Below are 14,786 nucleotides of genomic sequence, written 5' to 3' on the forward strand. Positions count from 1 at the left end.
CCCCGTCCAGCCGGGCGGCCCCGCCGACCGGCGAGGCCTCAGCGGCCGGTGAACCGGGCCGGCCGCTTGCCCAGGAACGCCTCGACGGCCTCGCGGTGGTCGGCGGTCGCGCCCAGCTCGGCCTGCAGCCGCGCCTCCAGCGCCAGCGTCTCCGCCAGCGTGTCGGTGCCGGCGGTGGCCAGCACCGTCTTCAACGCCCGGTGGGCCGCCGTCGGGCCGGCGGCCAGCCGGGCGGCCAGCGCCTGCGCCTCGGCGTGAACCTCCCCGGCCGGGACGACGCGGTGCACCAGTCCCCAGCCGGCGGCGGTCTCGGCCGTGAAGGGCTCGGCCAGCAGCAGCAGCTCGGCGGCCCGGGACCCCCCGACGCAGTGCACCAGCCGGGCGGCGACCGCCGAGTCGCTGGACAGGCCGATGCCGGCGAAGGCGGTGCTGAGCTTCGCCCCGGCGGCGGCGACCCGCAGGTCACCGGCCAGCGCCAGCCCCAGCCCCGCGCCGGCGCAGGCGCCGTTGACGCCGACGACGACTGGTACCGGCACCGCGGCCAGCGCCAGCAGCAGCGGGTTGTACTCGGCGGCCACGACCCCGAGGGAGTCCGCGGCACCACCGCGCAGCACCTCGGCGTGCTCGGTGAGGTCCTGGCCCAGGCAGAACGCCCGGCCGCTGCCGGTGAGCACCACCGCGCGCACCGATGCATCGGCCGCGACCTCCCGGACGGTGGCCAGCAGCTCAGTGCGCAGCCGGGAGGTCAGCGCGGGTCGCTGCAGGGTGAGCGTCGCGACGCCGTCGGCATCGGTGCGGGTGACGGTGGGCTCGGACATCGTCGTCCTCTCGGTCGTGGTCCTCGCCACCCTGGCAGACCCGGGCTGTACCGGACGGCGAGGGCCACCTAAGGTGAGCCTGCCCTACGCCAGACGGCGGGGGATCTGATCCGGAGGTCCCCATGGGGCAGGTGTTCGCCGCCAGCTACCTCATCGGTCTGCGTGAGGGCCTGGAGATGGTCCTCATCGTCAGCGTGCTGGTCGCCTACCTGGTCAAGACCGGACGCCGCCGGCACCTACTGCCGGTCTGGGCGGGTGTGGGCGCCGCGGCCGCGCTGTCCATCGGCTTCGGCTGGGCGCTGAGCTACGTCTCCACCACCGTGCTCGGTGGCCCGGGGCAGGAGCTGTTCGACGCGGTCACCTCCACGATCGCCGTCGTCCTGGTCACCTGGATGGTGTTCTGGATGCGGCGCACCGCCCGCCGGCTGTCCGGTGAGCTGCGCGGGAAGCTCGACGGCGCGATCGGCCTGGGTGTCGGTGCCGTCGTCGGGATCGCCTTCCTCTCCGTGGCCCGCGAGGGTCTGGAGACGACGCTGTTGTTCTTCGCCTCGGCGCAGGGCGCGACCACCGCAGCCCCGCTGCTCGGGCTGGGCGCCGGGCTCCTGACCGCCGTCGTCGTCGGGTTCGGCCTCTACGCCGGGGCGATCCGGATCAACCTGTCCCGCTTCTTCATGGTCAGCGGAGCCCTGCTGGTGGTCGTGGCGGCGGGGATCCTCAAGTACGCCGTGCACGACTTCCAGGAGGCCGGCGTCCTGCCGGGCCTGTCGACGCTCGCTTTCGACGCCTCCGGCTGGCTCGACCCGGGCAGCTGGTACGGCGCCCTGGCCGCCGGTCTGTTCAACATCACCCCCCAGCCCACCGTGCTGGAGACCATCGCCTGGATCGCCTACCTGGTGCCGGTGCTGGTGCTCTTCCTCCTCCCGTCCCGCAAGCCGGCCGGCGTCACCACGCCTGCCCCCAACGTCGTCTCGGAGACCACTGAGCATGTCGAAGCCCGCGCGTAGGCGCACCACCCTGGCCGTGCTGGCCGGGATGACCGCCCTCTCCCTCGCCGCGTGCGGCAACGAGGACCCCGCCGCCGCTGCCGGTGGTGAGGCCGCCGCCGACGACATCGCGGTCGCCGCCAGCGACGACGCCTGCGACGTGGCGTCCTCCGAGCTGCCCGCCGGTGTCCACCAGTTCACCGTCACCAACTCCGGCAGCAAGGTGACCGAGTTCTACGTCTACGCGGACGGTGACCGGGTGATGGCCGAGGTCGAGAACATCGCTCCCGGCGTGGCCCGCGAGCTGCGAGTGGAGCTGCCGGCCGGTGAGTACGAGACCGCCTGCAAGCCCGGCATGATCGGCGACGGCATCCGCTCCGCACTCGTCGTCTCCGGCGAGGCGACTGCCCTCTCCCAGGACGAGTCGCTGGCCCAGGCCGGGGTCGACTACCAGCGCTACGTGCAGTCCCAGACCGGCGCGCTGCTGGAGCAGACCACCGCCTTCACCGATGCCGTCAAGGCCGGTGACATCGAGGGCGCGAAGGCGCTGTTCCCCGTCGCCCGCACCTACTGGGAGCGGATCGAGCCGGTCGCGGAGAGCTTCGGCGACCTCGACCCGATCATCGACGGCCGCGAGGGCGACCAGGCCGAGGGTGAGGACTTCACCGGCTTCCACCGGATCGAGAAGGCGCTGTGGGAGACCGGCGACGTCTCCGACATGGGCCCCTACGCCGACCAGCTGAAGAGCAACGTCGAGGAGATCGTCGCCCGCGCGAACGAGGTCACCCTCGACCCGCTGCAGCTGGCCAACGGCGCCAAGGCGCTGCTCGACGAGATCGCCACGGGCAAGATCACCGGCGAGGAGGACCGTTACAGCCACACCGACCTGTGGGACTTCTCGGCCAACCTCGAGGGCTCCGAGGCCGCCGTCCAGGCGCTGCGCCCGTACCTGGAGACCCACGACGCCGAGCTGGTCGCCGAGATCGACGAACGCTTCGCCGCCACGGAAGAGGAGCTGGCCCAGTACCGTTCCGGTGACGGGTGGACGTCCTACGAGCAGCTCACGCAGGACCAGCTGCGCGGGCTCAGCGACTCCATCACCGCCCTGACCGAGCCGGTCAGCCAGGTCGCCGCCGTCGTCGCGGAGAAGTGAGTCCACGTCTGCCATGAGCGCTGAGGGTCTGTCACGCCGCCGGTTCTTCGGGCTGGCCGGTGCCGGTACGGCGGGGGTCATCGCGGCCGGCGCCGCCGGTGGGGCGATCGGTCGGGCCACCGCCGGTGAGCCGCTCGCGCCGCCTGCCTCCACGGCCACCGACGCCGTCCCCTTCACCGGGGAGCACCAGGCCGGCATCGTGACCCCGGCGCAGGACCGGCTGCACTTCGTCGCCCTCGACGTCATCACCGACGACCGGGCCGAGCTGGTCGAGATGCTGCAGGCGTGGACGGCGGCGGCACGGCGGATGACCGCCGGGCAGGACGCCGGCGAGGTCGGTGCGGTCGAGGGCGGCCAGTACGCCGTCCCCGACGACACCGGTGAGGCCCTGGACCTCCCCGCCTCCGGGCTGACCCTGACCATCGGGTTCGGGCCGACCCTGTTCACCACCGCCGACGGCGTCGACCGCTTCGGGCTGGCCGACCGCCGTCCCGGGCCGCTCGCCGAGCTGCCGGCCTTCCCGGGCGAGGCGATCGACCCGGCGATCAGCGGCGGCGACCTGTGCGTGCAGGCGTGTGCCAACGACCCGCAGGTCGCCGTGCACGCCGTCCGCAACCTGGTGCGCCTGGGCGCCGGCGTCGTCAGCGTCCGCTGGTCGCAGCTGGGCTTCGGCCGGACGTCGTCGACGTCGAGTGCGCAGGCCACGCCGCGCAACCTCTTCGGCTTCAAGGACGGCACCGACAACCTCAAGGCCGAGGCGCCCAAGGCCCTGGACCAGTTCGTCTGGGTCGCCGACGACGACCCGGGTGCGGACTGGCTGGCCGGTGGCTCCTACGTGGTCACCCGCAAGATCCGGATGCGGATCGAGCAGTGGGACACCGCCACCCTCGCCGACCAGGAGCAGACCATCGGCCGCACCAAGAAGGCCGGCGCACCGCTGGGCCAGGCCGCGGAGTTCGACCCGGTCGACTTCGCCGTCCAGGTCGACGGTCAGCCCGCGATCCCGGTGCGGTCGCACGTCGCCCTGGCCCACCCGACCAACTCCGGGACGGCGATCCTGCGCCGCGGGTACAGCTTCGTCGACGGCTCCGACGGGCTGGGGCGGCTGGACGCCGGGCTGTTCTTCATCGCCTACCAGCGCGATCCGGAGACCGGGTTCGTGCAGGTGCAGCGGAACCTGCGCACCGACGCGATGAACGAGTACGTGCAGCACACCTCCTCAGCGGTGTTCGCCTGTCCGCCGGGGGTCACCGGCCCCGACGACTGGTGGGGTCGCACGCTCTTCTCCTGACCGCACCGGGGGCAGCACGGCGCGGCTGTGCTCGACGTTGCCCACCCACACGGCCTCCGGGTGGGTGTCGACACCCTCCACGACGTCCTCGGCGGTGCGCAGCTTGGCCACCTTGTGCACCAGGACGCCGAAGCCGACCTTGGCCACGACGTCGGCGGCGGAGTAGGCCAGCTGGATCGTCGTCAGCCAGGACGCGGTGACGTCGACGAACACCGGGATCGCGTAGACCAGCGGGTAGACGCCGAAGCCGGCCAGCAGCACGATCGTAGCGTTGCGGAGGCTCACCGCGGCCTCGCGGCCCATCGCCGGCATCGAGGACCGCACCGCGCCGATCAGCGCCACGTACAGGTAGGCGTAGAAGACGCAGCTGACCAGGCCCCACCCGACGAGCGCGGTGGTGTCCCGGCCCCCGTCGACGATCTGCGCGCCCAGGTGGCCGGTGAGGATCATCAGGAACGCCGCCGTCATCGCGGAGGCCCGCAGCGCGCGGACCCGGGCGCCGGCCAGCGCGCACACGGCCAGCAGCTCGGCGGTCAGCAGCGGCACCGTCACCGACCAGTCGACGTAGCGCGGCGACAGCGCCAGCCGCGCCTGGTCGTCGGGCACGTAGCCGACGTCGGTCAGGTCGTATCCGCTGCTCCAGCGCAGGAACAGCAGCAGGTAGGACACGGTCGCCACCGCACCGATGCACAGGCCGGCCAGCACGGCGGGGCGGTACCGGACGCCCACCTCACCCCGGCTGGTCCAGCTATAGAGGGTGTAGGCCAGCAGCGCGAAGCCCGCGCCGGCGAGGGCGTACTCGACCAGGTCGTACTGGGCCCGGCTCAGGGTCTGCAGCTCGGGGGTGGGGGAGTCGGCGAGGAGCACGGGCCCGACTACCCGGACGGCGCGGTGGGGAACCGCACCGGCTTGCCCCGGCGGTGCCCGACCGGCCAGGCTGCCGGCATGACCCGCGTGGTGTTCGCGCCGGACTCCTTCAAGGGCACCCTGGGCGCCGCCGAGGCCGCCGACGCCCTGGCCGCCGGCTGGCGCCGGGTCCGCCCGGACGACGAGCTGCTCACCCTCCCGCTGGCCGACGGCGGCGAGGGCACCCTGGAGGCGCTGGGCCACGACGTCCCCCGCAGCGCCTGGCGCACCCAGCCGGTGACCGGCCCCGACGGCCGCCCGGTGGACGCCGCCTGGCTGCTGTTGCCCGACGGGACGGCGGTGGTGGAGATGGCCCGGGCCGCGGGCCTCCCGCTGCTGGCCGAGCTCGACCCGCTGGGCGCCACCACCCGGGGGCTGGGGGAGCTGCTCGCCGCGGTCGTCGCCGACCCGGCCGTGCACCGGGTGCTGCTCACCCTGGGCGGCTCGTGCACCACCGACGGGGGCACCGGCGCCCTCGCGGCGCTGGGCGCCCGCTTCCTGGACGACGCCGGCGCCGACCTGCCGCCCGGCGGCGCCGCGCTGGCCCGGCTGGAGCGCGTGGACCTGACCGGCCTGGTGCCCCCGCCGCCCGGCGGGGTGCAGTGCCTGGTCGACGTCACCGCCCCGCTGCTCGGCCCGCTCGGTGCGGCCGGCCAGTTCGGGCCGCAGAAGGGCGCGTCGCCGGCGCAGGTCGTCCAGCTGGACGCCGCGCTCACCCGGCTGGCCGACGTCCTGGGCGGGGACCGGGAGGCGCCGGGGGCCGGCGCGGCCGGCGGGACCGCCTACGGCTTCGCGACCTGCTGGGGAGCGGGCTCGGTCAGCGGCGCCCGGGCGGTCGCCGGGGCCGCCGGCCTGGACGCGGCGCTGCGGGGTGCCGCCCTGGTGGTGACCGGGGAGGGCCAGTTCGACGCCCAGTCGCTGCGCGGCAAGGTCGTCGGGCACCTGGTCGAGCGGGCAGGGGCCGCCGGGGTACCGGTGACCGTCGTCGCCGGCCGGGTGGCGGCCGACGGCACGCTGCCGGTCGCCCGGGCGCTGTCGCTCACCGACCTGGCCGGGTCCGGGGCCGCGGCGATGGCCGACCCGGCCCGCTGGCTCACCGCCGCAGGCGACCGGCTGGCCCGGGAACAGTCCGTCCCCATGTGACGTTGGGGACTCCTGCGACCATCAGCGCGTCCGCATGTGTACGACGGCCCGTCCGGGGGCATCCCCCCGCTCAGTGTGTCCAGTCCGCCAGCGCCGGACGGCTGGGGCAGCACCGGAGGAGCAGGCAGTGACGAGGGGACGGCGCACGTGACGGAGCCCATGAGGAAGGTCCTCGGGAACCGCTACGAGCTGCACACGCTGCTCGCGGCCGGGGGCATGGGTCAGGTCTGGAGCGCCCAGGACCAGCTGCTCGGCCGGCCCGTCGCGGTGAAGGTCCTGCGCAGCGAGTACACCGGCGACGAGGTCTTCCTCGCCCGGTTCCGCTCCGAGGCCCAGCACGCCGCCGCCCTCAGCCACCCCAACATCGCCGCCGTGTACGACTACGGCGAGGAACCCGCGGTCGACGGCTCCGACGAGCACCTGGCCTACCTGGTCATGGAGCTGGTCGAGGGTGAGTCGCTGTCGGTCCAGCTGGCCCGCGTCGGCAAGCTGAGCCCCGACCGCACCGTCGACGTCCTGCGCCAGACCGCTGCCGCCCTCGCGGCCGCCCACGAGGCCGGCGTGGTGCACCGCGACGTCAAGCCGGGCAACGTGCTGGTCCGCCCGGACGGCGTCGTCAAGATCACCGACTTCGGCATCGCCTGGTCGGCGGGCAGCGTGCCGCTGACCAAGACCGGTCAGGTCGTCGGCACCGCCTCCTACCTCTCCCCGGAGCAGGCCGCCGGGGCGCACGCCACCGCCGCCAGCGACGTCTACTCCCTGGGCATGGTCGGCTACGAGTGCCTGACCGGCCGGCGGGCCTTCGACGGCGACAACTCGGTCACCATCGCGCTGCGGCACCTGCGCGACCAGCCCGAGCCGCTGCCCGAGGACGTCCCGGCCGGCATCCGCACCCTGGTCGAGCGGGCCATCGTCAAGGACCCGGCGCAGCGCTACCCCGACGGCGCGGCCGTGGTCGCGGCCGTCGACGAGGTCCTCGCCGGCCGTCAGCTCCCGCCGGTGCAGCGCACCGACACCCAGAGCTTCTGGCTGCTGCCCGACGCCGCCGCCTACACCGGCGCCTCCACCGCGCGCGCCGCGGCCACGCGGTCCGGCGGCAGCCGCCTGGGCCGGCTGCTGGTCCCGGTGCTGGCGCTGCTGGTCGGCGCCGGGATGGCCACGGCCGTCCTGCAGACCGTCAGCCCGGGCGGCGGGACGACCGCCACGGCCGCTGCGATCGGCGCCGGCGCGCCCGGGCCGGCCGCCCCCACCTCCGCGTCGGTCGACGTCGTGGCCGCCGACTACCTCGGCCGTCCCCTCGCCGCCGTGCAGGCCCAGCTGGAGGGCCTCGGCCTGCTGGTCCAGCTCGAGGAGGTCGTGACCGGCGACGCCGAGCCCGGCACCGTCGTCGACGTCGCCGCACTGGCCGACGGCACGACCGTGGTCGTGAGCTACGCCGTCGCCCCGGAGACCGTCGCCGCCCCGACGTCGGCCACCCCGCGCCGGTCCGCCGCGGTGGTCCAGCGCCCGGTCGAGACCCCGGCGGCCGCGCCGACCACCGCCGCGCCCACCCCCGCCCCGTCGTCGACGGCCCCGCAGCCTGCCACCCCGTCGCCGACCCCGACGACGAGCGCTCCGGCCGACGAGACCACCGAGCCCGCCGAGGAGACGACGCCGGCGGAGACCACGCCGGTCGAGACGCCCGCGCCCACCGGCAGCACCGTGACCCCGACCGACCCCGGCACGACCGAGCCGGCTCCCGGCAGCACGACCCCGGCGCCGACCACCGGCGTCCAGGACGAAGGCAGCGGCAACGGCAAGGGCAAGGCGCCCAAGGACGACGGGCAGGTCACCGCCCAGGGCTGACGGTCAGCCGCGGGCCCTCCGCGCCGGGAGCACCCGGCGCCCGGCGGCCCGGCCGCCCAGCACCAGGCAGACCCCGGCCGCGGCGAGCGCCACGCGGCCCGGCTGCGCCGTGAGCCCGCCCAGCAGCACACCGAGGACCACCGCGCCCAGTGCCGCGGTGAGCAGCTGGTCCCGTCCGCTCCGCAGTCCGACCACGACCAGGGTCACGGCAGCGACGACCGCCACCCGCGCGGGGACGTCGGCGCCGGTCAGCGGGCCGTCCCAGCGCAGGCCCAGCGACGCGGCGGCCAGCACCGCCCCCGTGGCCAGCCAGCCGCGGCCCGCGGTCACTCCGTACGTCCGGGCGCCAGCCACACCGCGCAGGCCGCGGCGGCGAGGGCGGCGGTCAGCCAGAACCCGCGGTCGCTGACCACGAGCGGGAGCCCGACGAGCACCCAGAAGGCGCCCAGCGCCGCGACGCCCCCGGCACCCACCTGCCAGGCCGTGCGCGCGGGCAGGCCGCGGCCCAGCAGCCCGACCACCAGCGGCACCAGGGTCACGAGGACGGCGAGCGTGGCGAACGTCGACCAGGTGGGCACCGCGGCCCACAGCGAGCGGGTCCCGTCCTCGAGCACCAGCCCGGCCTGCAGCAGCGCCAGCGCCAGCGCGCCCAGGCCCAGGGCGACCAGGACCCGGCGGCCCCGGCCACCGGCCGCGCGCCGCACGCCGGCCAGCCGCTCGCCGGCCCGGTGCGCGGCGCCCGGTCCGGCGGCGGGCTCGTTCCCGGCCGGCGCGGTGACCGGGTTGGTCTGCGGGTGCGGCTCGGAGGTGGCGACCGGTGCGGTCAGCGGCCCGGGCACCGGCGGCGGGGAGTGCAGGCCCGCGGGGTCGGCGGCCGGCTCGTCGCGGACGGCGGGGAACTGGGCGGTGCGAAAGGGCTCCGCCGGCGGCTCGGGCGCGGCGTGCTGCTGGTGGCCCGGTGGCACGAGGATCGACTGCGTGCGCGGGCCCGGCGCCGGCGGCGGGGCGCCCGGCAGGTCGCCGGCGGACGCCGCCGTGCTCCCGGCGGTGTGCGGCTGGGGCTCCGGGATCGGCGGGTGCGGCTGGCTCATCGGACCTCCTCGGGAGGCGCCGGGCGCGCCGGCGGCCCCGGTCCCCACCGGTGCGGAGAGCTGGACGGGGCGGGAGTCACCGTAACCGCGGGCACCGCGGCCGGGCGGCCTCCCGCGCCGACCGGGGCCACCCTGCCCGGCCGCCGCCGCGCGCCTAGGGTCGGTGCGTGGCAGCGCGCGCAGGCATCGTGGTGACCGGCACCGAGGTGCTCACCGGCCGGGTGGCCGACCGCAACGGGCCGTGGCTGGCCGAGGCGCTCCGGGGCATCGGGGTCGACGTCGGCTCGGTGGTGGTGGTCGGTGACCGGCCCGACGACCTCACGGCCGCGCTGGGCTTCCTGGCCGGCAGCGGGGTCGACCTGGTGCTCACCACCGGTGGCCTGGGGCCCACCGCCGACGACCTCACCGCCGCGGTGGTCGGGGACTTCCAGGGCCGCCCCTCGGTGCTGGACCCGGAGCTCGAGCAGCGGATCGCCGACGTGGTGGCCCGGCTCAGCGCCCGCCGCGGCTGGCACACCGACCCGGCCGCCACCGCTGCCGGCACGGCGAAGCAGGCGATGGTGCCCGCGGGGGCCACCGTCGTGGAACCGGTGGGCACCGCGCCCGGGCTCGTCGTCCCGGTCGCCGACGGGCGCAGCGGGCCGCCGGTGCTCGTGCTGCCCGGCCCGCCGTCGGAGCTGCAGGGGATGTGGCCGGCCGCGCTGGCCACCGACCTGGTCCGCCGCGCCCTCGCCGGGGCCGCCGAGCTGCGCCAGTCGACGCTGCGGCTGTGGGGCACCCCGGAGTCCGAGCTGGCCGCCACCCTCCGCCGGGTCGACGACGAGCTCGCCGGCCTGGAGGTCACCACCTGCCTGCGGGACGGCGAGCTGGAGATCGTCACCCGTTACGACCCGGACGCCGCCCTCGCGTACGCGCGGCTCCGCCGGGCCGTCGACGAGGACTTCGGCGCGACCCTCTACAGCGACGGCCCGACCCTCGACGAGCTGGTGACCGCCGCGCTGGCCGACGCCGGCTGGCGCGTGGCGGTGGGCGACTCGTGCACCGCCGGCCTGGTCACCGCCCGGCTCACCGAGCCGGCTGGCGCCTCGGCCTGGCTGCTGGGCGGGGTGGCGGCCTACGCGAACAGCGCCAAGGAGCAGCTGCTCGACGTCCCCGCGGAGCTGATCGCCGCGCACGGCGCGGTCAGCCCCGAGGTCGCGCGGGCGATGGCCGAGGGGGCGCGGCACCGGTTCGGCGCCGACGTGGGGATCGGCGTCACCGGCATCGCCGGGCCGGGCGGCGGCACGCCGGACAAGCCCGTGGGCACCGTGCACCTGGCCGTCGTCGCGCCGGAGCAGGTGCTCACCCGGTCCGTCGTCCTCCGGGGTGGGCGGGACGCCGTCCGGCAGCGGACGACGACCCTGGTGCTGCACCTGCTGCGCGAGCTGCTGCTGGGCGGGCCGCCGGCGTGACCGCCCGGGGTTCCACGTGGAACGACCGGGGCACTGGCCGGAGGTGACCACGCTGACCCTGCACGCCACCGGCCCCGTCGACCCCGCGGAGGCCTGGAGCCGGTACCTGCACCCCGCCCGCTGGTCGAGCTGGTCGCCCTACATCACCGGCGCGGACACCGACGCGCTGACGATCTCGCAGGGCGTCACCGGCCGCGTGCGCGGCCCGGTCGGCGTCTCGGTGCCCTTCCTGGTCGACGAGGTCGACGCCGCCACCCGCAGCTGGCGGTGGACGGTGCAGGTGGGCCCGGCCCGGCTCACCCTGCTGCACTGGGTCGCCTCCGGCCCGGACGGCGGGACCACGACGGGCCTGCGGGTGCGCGGGCCGCTGCCGCTGGTGGTCGGCTACGCACCGGCGGCGCTGGCGGCCCTGAACGGGCTGGTGCGCGCCTGAGCGCGGCCCCGTCGGAGCGGCCTCGTACCGTGCGCCCTGTGAGTGGACAGTCCTCGTCCGGTGGGCCCTCGTGACCCCGCGCGTCCGCCGCCGGGCCACCGCCCCGGCGGGCACCCCGGTGGCACCGACCCGCCCGCCGACCCGCCCGCCGACCCGCCCGCCGGTCCGTACCGGGGGCGAGGACCGGCACACTGGGCGGGTGACCGAGAGCCTCGTCGAAGAGACCGGATCGGCCGACGGGTACGACCAGCCCGCCCTGGACGGCGCCCGGCCGCCGCTGGACCTGCTGGTCTGGGACGCGCCCAACATCGACATGACGCTGTCCAACGTCATCGGTGCCCGGCCGACCGCAGCGTCCCGTCCGCGCTTCGACGCGATCGCCGCCTGGTTCGTCGACGGCGCCTCCGAGCCGCAGACGGAGGTCGAGGCCGCGGTCTTCGCCAACGTGCCGCCGCAGCACGCCGCGTCGCTGCAGCGCTGGGTGGAGGCGCTGCGCAGCTTCGGGTACGGGGTCTTCGCGCGCCCGAAGCTGCAGCCCGACGACGACATCGACCAGTCGATGCTCGACCACATCAGCGTCCGCGCGCACAGCCACCTGCTGCGCCGCCTCGTCGTGTTCTCCGGCGACGGCCGCAACTTCGCCGAGCCGCTCGAGGACCTCGCCCGCTCGGGAACCGAGGTCGTCGTCGTCGCCTTCAGCGAGGTGGCCGGCTACGCGATCAGCTCGGAGCTGCTGCGCTTCATCGACATCGAGGACGTGCCCGGCGCGTTCGCCGCGCCGCTGGACCGCGTCCGGCTCGACGCCCTGCCCGTCGACGGTGCCTGGCTCAAGCCCACCAAGAGCCTGCGCGACGCCGCCAGCGCCTTCACCGCCCGCCGGAGCTGACGAAGGACCCCCTTGCCCCCCACCACGAGCAAGCTCGCGGCGGGGCCCTGCAAGGGGGCCGGGGGCAAGGGGGTCCTTCGACTAGCGGCGGGCGAGGCGGCGGACGCCGGGGGTGTAGGCGAAGCCGTAGTAGCTGAAGACGTCGGGCTCGGACTCGGCGGGCAGCTCCCCGTCGGTGTCGATCGACGGGGCGTTCTTCGCCAGGTCCTTGCTCACCTGGACCGTGATGTGGTCGGGGGCGACCGTGGCGTCGGTCAGCGGCACGAAGGTCAGCTTGTGCCGGCCGATGAAGCCGGTGACCACGGCGGCGAAGAACGGCTGGTCGGTGGTCGTGTCCACGTAGACCGACTCCAGGGTGCCGATCTTGGCGCCGGTGGGGTCGACGACGTTGAGGGTGCGCCAGTCACGGATGTTCTCGGCCGGGAACACAGGGTCTCCTTCGATCGCGGGCAACTCCTCCGGTCTGCCCATCCCCGGCAGCGATCAACCCCCCCAGGCCGCTGACCTGGGAATCCGGTACCCCCAGGGGGTGTTCCACCTGGTGAGGACAGGACAACGAGGAGGACGCCGTGAAGGGTGACCGCGTGGAGGTCGTCGTCGATGCAGGCGGCAGCGTGCGCACGTACGACATCGAGGCGACCCGGGCCGGCCGCCGGGTGGAGACCACCCACGGTCGCGGGGTGGTGGAGGTCGCCGAGGTGACCCGGGGCGGCACCACGGTGCGCACCGCCCGGTTCATGTCCGGCCGGGTGCTGGCCCTGGTCGAGCACCCCGCGCCCCGCCCCGGCGCCGAGGACGACGACGCACCGGTGACGCGGCTCCGCGCGACGGCCTGAACGGCCCTCGTGCCCCCCATCACCCGCTCCGCTCGTGGCGGGCTCCTGGGCGAGGGCCGATCGGGCCCGCTGGACGGGGACCCGGCTGGGCCGCGGCCCGGGGGTCGGCGGCCGGAGCTGGTGGTGATGGTCGGGCTGCAGGCATCCGGGAAGTCGACGTGGGTGGCCGGTCACCTGGCCGGCACCCACGCCGTGGTAAGCAAGGACCACTGGCCGCGGGCCCGGCACCGTGAGGCGCGGCAGCAGCGGGTGGTCGCAGCGCTCCTGGCCGTGGGGCGCAGCGTCGTCGTGGACAACACCTCGCCCTCGGTCGCCGAGCGCGCCCCGCTGATCGCGCTCGCAGAAGCGGCCGGCGTCCCGGCGCGGGCGGTGTTCCTCGACGTCCCCCTGGCGACCTGCCGCGAGCGCAACGACGCCCGTACCGGCCCGGCCCGCGTGCCCCTGGTCGGGCTGCACAGCGCCGCGGGTCGGCTGGTCGCCCCGACGACCGCCGAGGGCTTCACCGAGGTGACGGTCGTCCGCCCGGAGTCGACCCCCTCGCAGGCTCCCGCCGCGAGCGGGTCAGTGGTGGGGGACGAGGGTCAGGCCCCCTCGTAGGGTCCTGCCGCGAGCGTGCGAGTGGTGGGGGCCTTCTTCAGGCTGCCGGGCCGGAGGAGGAGCGGGGGCGGGGGACCGCGGCCGTGGCCATCCCCGAGGGCAGCATCGCCCAGACGTGCTTGCGGTCGGCCTCGGCAGCCCAGCCGTAGTCGACCGACAGCTGGGCGACCATCGGCAGCCCCATGCCGCCGTAGGCGGGGTCGCGGTCGACCGCGGGCTGCGGCGGGGAGTCGGGGTTGCCGTCGGTGAGCACGATCAGCCAGCCCGTGGGCAGCGCGTGGATCACCGCCTCCACCGAGCCGCCGCCGTGGCGCAGCGCGTTGGAGCTCAGCTCCTCGAACGTCAGCAGCAGGCCCTCACGGGCGTCCTCGGTCGACCGCGAGGCCAGTGAGGGGTGCGCGAGCCGGGCACGCAGGTCCATCCGCACGCGGGAGGCGTCGTGCACCGTGGGGAGCTCCCACCGCCAGACGTCGCCCTCCTCGGCGGGGACGGGTGTGGAGGGCCAGACCAGTGCAGTCACTCTTCGGTCCTCCCGCGGGGTCGGTGTCTCCGGCACCCATCGTGGCCGACGCGGACGTCTCCTGCAGCACAGGGGGTCCCGACGGGAGTCGTGTCGCTCAGCGGGACGGCGGGGCCGGGCTCCCGTCCGCGTCGTCCGGGATCTCCCCGTCGGGCCCGTCGGGGGTCTCGGGCATGCCCTGCACGTCCAGCCGCTCCAGCAGCCCGGTGAGCTCCAGCGGGCCGGTGACGATGCGGCTGGTGGCCACGACCCGCACGTGCTTGCCGGCGGCCTCGGGGTGCTGGCTGACCCAGACGAGCGCGGTCACACCGGCCGAGCCGAAGAAGGTGACCCCGGACAGGTCGATGGTCAGCACCCGCGCGGCCCGGCGCAGGGCCTTGAGGAGGGTCGCCTGCAGCAGCGGGTTGCCGGCCGCGTCGAGCTCACCGCGCACCTGCGCGACGAGCTGGCCCGGCTCGGTCCCCTCGGTCAGCGCCACGTCGAACGACGCCGACTCAGCTGCCGGCCTCACGATGTCGATGGTGTCTCCTCGTCCGTCCGGGACGTGGTGCCCCGGCTGATCCTCTGCTCCGGTGCCGGTGGAGCGGGAGGGCGTCCCTGCCTGCGCTACCCCGCTGGGGGTGCGCCACGCCTGCCGGCCGCCGATCACCAGGAGTTCCGTCCCGGTGGCGTTCCGTCCTCACGTTCGCGGTCCCCCGCAGGCTGTGACACCGTGGCACACCCGGACGACGAGCGCCGAGCCCAGGCCCGTCGTCCCGCGCGGGGGACGGACTCCCGCGGACGGCGCCCCGTGCGCCCATCCGTGCCGCCGGACGGCTGCCGGACGCCCCCCG

17 protein-coding genes are annotated in these 14,786 nt (G+C 75.8%); 10 read left to right on the top strand and 7 right to left on the bottom strand.

The genetic code is table 11. From position 1 onward, the window contains the following. Positions 1-38 precede the first annotated feature (38 nt). Positions 39-818 carry an enoyl-CoA hydratase-related protein gene (locus tag GCU67_RS06580; protein ID WP_163610234.1) on the bottom strand — a complete coding sequence of 260 codons (780 nt, stop codon included), beginning with the start codon at positions 816-818 and terminating at the stop codon, positions 39-41. A gap of 122 nt (positions 819-940) precedes the next feature. Here GCU67_RS06580 and efeU point away from each other — a divergent pair, with 122 nt between their 5' ends. The 3 genes from efeU to efeB are packed head-to-tail and all read left to right on the top strand — an operon-like array spanning position 941 to position 4,245. Beyond that, complete coding sequence (gene efeU, locus GCU67_RS06585) at positions 941-1,822, top strand: iron uptake transporter permease EfeU (RefSeq protein WP_163610235.1); 882 nt, start codon at positions 941-943, stop codon at positions 1,820-1,822. Continuing rightward, complete coding sequence (gene efeO, locus GCU67_RS06590) at positions 1,803-2,954, top strand: iron uptake system protein EfeO (protein ID WP_246214593.1); 1,152 nt, start codon at positions 1,803-1,805, stop codon at positions 2,952-2,954. Before efeU ends, efeO begins: the two co-directional genes overlap by 20 nt. Before the next feature lie 13 nt (positions 2,955-2,967). After that, positions 2,968-4,245 carry an iron uptake transporter deferrochelatase/peroxidase subunit gene (gene efeB, locus GCU67_RS06595; RefSeq protein ID WP_163610236.1) on the top strand — a complete coding sequence of 426 codons (1,278 nt, stop codon included), beginning with the start codon at positions 2,968-2,970 and terminating at the stop codon, positions 4,243-4,245. Here efeB and GCU67_RS06600 read toward each other — a convergent pair. Beyond that, entirely contained in the window at positions 4,174-5,112 is a 939-nt protein-coding gene (locus GCU67_RS06600; RefSeq protein ID WP_338104821.1) for a bacteriorhodopsin, read from the bottom strand. The genes efeB and GCU67_RS06600 overlap by 72 nt on opposite strands. A 78-nt stretch (positions 5,113-5,190) precedes the next feature. Between GCU67_RS06600 and GCU67_RS06605 the strand changes: the two genes are divergently transcribed. Further along, complete coding sequence (locus tag GCU67_RS06605) at positions 5,191-6,294, top strand: glycerate kinase (RefSeq protein ID WP_163610237.1); 1,104 nt, start codon at positions 5,191-5,193, stop codon at positions 6,292-6,294. Positions 6,295-6,453: 159 nt separating this feature from the next. Next, positions 6,454-8,139, top strand: a complete 1,686-nt coding sequence (locus GCU67_RS06610) for a serine/threonine-protein kinase (protein ID WP_170311012.1) — start codon at positions 6,454-6,456, stop codon at positions 8,137-8,139. Positions 8,140-8,142: 3 nt separating this feature from the next. On the opposite strand, the gene GCU67_RS06615 is transcribed toward GCU67_RS06610, so the two are convergent. Continuing rightward, complete coding sequence (locus GCU67_RS06615; RefSeq protein WP_163610239.1) at positions 8,143-8,469, bottom strand: hypothetical protein; 327 nt, start codon at positions 8,467-8,469, stop codon at positions 8,143-8,145. Beyond that, positions 8,466-9,230 carry a hypothetical protein gene (locus tag GCU67_RS06620; RefSeq protein ID WP_163610240.1) on the bottom strand — a complete coding sequence of 255 codons (765 nt, stop codon included), beginning with the start codon at positions 9,228-9,230 and terminating at the stop codon, positions 8,466-8,468. The genes GCU67_RS06615 and GCU67_RS06620 overlap by 4 nt, the downstream gene beginning before the upstream one ends. 167 nt (positions 9,231-9,397) lie before the next feature. Between GCU67_RS06620 and GCU67_RS06625 the strand changes: the two genes are divergently transcribed. The 3 genes from GCU67_RS06625 (at position 9,398) to GCU67_RS06635 (ending at position 12,000) form a co-directional block, all read left to right on the top strand. Further along, a complete protein-coding gene (locus GCU67_RS06625; RefSeq protein ID WP_163610241.1) occupies positions 9,398-10,681 on the top strand; it encodes a competence/damage-inducible protein A in 1,284 nt (427 codons plus the stop codon). 43 nt (positions 10,682-10,724) lie between these two features. Next, on the top strand, positions 10,725-11,114 hold the full coding sequence (locus tag GCU67_RS06630) for an SRPBCC family protein (RefSeq protein ID WP_163610242.1): 390 nt from the start codon (positions 10,725-10,727) through the stop codon (positions 11,112-11,114). A gap of 199 nt (positions 11,115-11,313) precedes the next feature. After that, positions 11,314-12,000 (top strand): NYN domain-containing protein, encoded by a 687-nt coding sequence (locus GCU67_RS06635; protein ID WP_163610243.1) that lies wholly within the window; start codon positions 11,314-11,316, stop codon positions 11,998-12,000. Between the two features lie 81 nt (positions 12,001-12,081). Here the strand turns inward: GCU67_RS06635 and GCU67_RS06640 are convergent, their stop codons facing one another. After that, on the bottom strand, positions 12,082-12,429 hold the full coding sequence (locus tag GCU67_RS06640) for a PRC-barrel domain-containing protein (protein ID WP_163610244.1): 348 nt from the start codon (positions 12,427-12,429) through the stop codon (positions 12,082-12,084). 140 nt (positions 12,430-12,569) lie between these two features. On the opposite strand from GCU67_RS06640, the gene GCU67_RS06645 reads away from it, so the two are divergent. Further along, positions 12,570-12,836: a hypothetical protein gene (locus GCU67_RS06645; RefSeq protein ID WP_163610245.1), complete on the top strand. Its 267-nt coding sequence runs from the start codon at positions 12,570-12,572 to the stop codon at positions 12,834-12,836. A gap of 126 nt (positions 12,837-12,962) precedes the next feature. After that, on the top strand, positions 12,963-13,433 hold the full coding sequence (locus tag GCU67_RS06650; protein WP_163610246.1) for an ATP-binding protein: 471 nt from the start codon (positions 12,963-12,965) through the stop codon (positions 13,431-13,433). A 37-nt stretch (positions 13,434-13,470) separates the two neighbouring features. On the opposite strand, the gene GCU67_RS06655 is transcribed toward GCU67_RS06650, so the two are convergent. Both GCU67_RS06655 and GCU67_RS06660 read right to left on the bottom strand, forming a co-directional pair. Continuing rightward, a complete protein-coding gene (locus tag GCU67_RS06655) occupies positions 13,471-13,953 on the bottom strand; it encodes an ATP-binding protein (protein ID WP_163610247.1) in 483 nt (160 codons plus the stop codon). A gap of 97 nt (positions 13,954-14,050) precedes the next feature. Further along, positions 14,051-14,464, bottom strand: a complete 414-nt coding sequence (locus GCU67_RS06660; protein ID WP_163610248.1) for an STAS domain-containing protein — start codon at positions 14,462-14,464, stop codon at positions 14,051-14,053. Positions 14,465-14,786: the final 322 nt, after the last annotated feature.

This window comes from Modestobacter muralis (genome assembly GCF_010682105.1).
In the GTDB taxonomy this organism is placed as follows: Bacteria; Actinomycetota; Actinomycetes; order Mycobacteriales; family Geodermatophilaceae; genus Modestobacter; species Modestobacter muralis.

Bases quoted from the DNA above. Each gene is read 5' to 3' on its own strand.
- GCU67_RS06650 (WP_163610246.1), top strand. From the start codon at position 12,963: ATGGTCGGGCTGCAGGCATCCGGGAAGTCGACGTGGGTGGCCGGTCAC.
- efeU (WP_163610235.1), top strand. From the start codon at position 941: ATGGGGCAGGTGTTCGCCGCCAGCTACCTCATCGGTCTGCGTGAGGGC.
- GCU67_RS06610 (WP_170311012.1), top strand. From the start codon at position 6,454: ATGAGGAAGGTCCTCGGGAACCGCTACGAGCTGCACACGCTGCTCGCG.
- GCU67_RS06620 (WP_163610240.1), bottom strand. From the start codon at position 9,230: ATGAGCCAGCCGCACCCGCCGATCCCGGAGCCCCAGCCGCACACCGCC.
- efeO (WP_246214593.1), top strand. From the start codon at position 1,803: ATGTCGAAGCCCGCGCGTAGGCGCACCACCCTGGCCGTGCTGGCCGGG.
- GCU67_RS06605 (WP_163610237.1), top strand. From the start codon at position 5,191: ATGACCCGCGTGGTGTTCGCGCCGGACTCCTTCAAGGGCACCCTGGGC.
- GCU67_RS06580 (WP_163610234.1), bottom strand. From the start codon at position 818: ATGTCCGAGCCCACCGTCACCCGCACCGATGCCGACGGCGTCGCGACG.
- efeB (WP_163610236.1), top strand. From the start codon at position 2,968: ATGAGCGCTGAGGGTCTGTCACGCCGCCGGTTCTTCGGGCTGGCCGGT.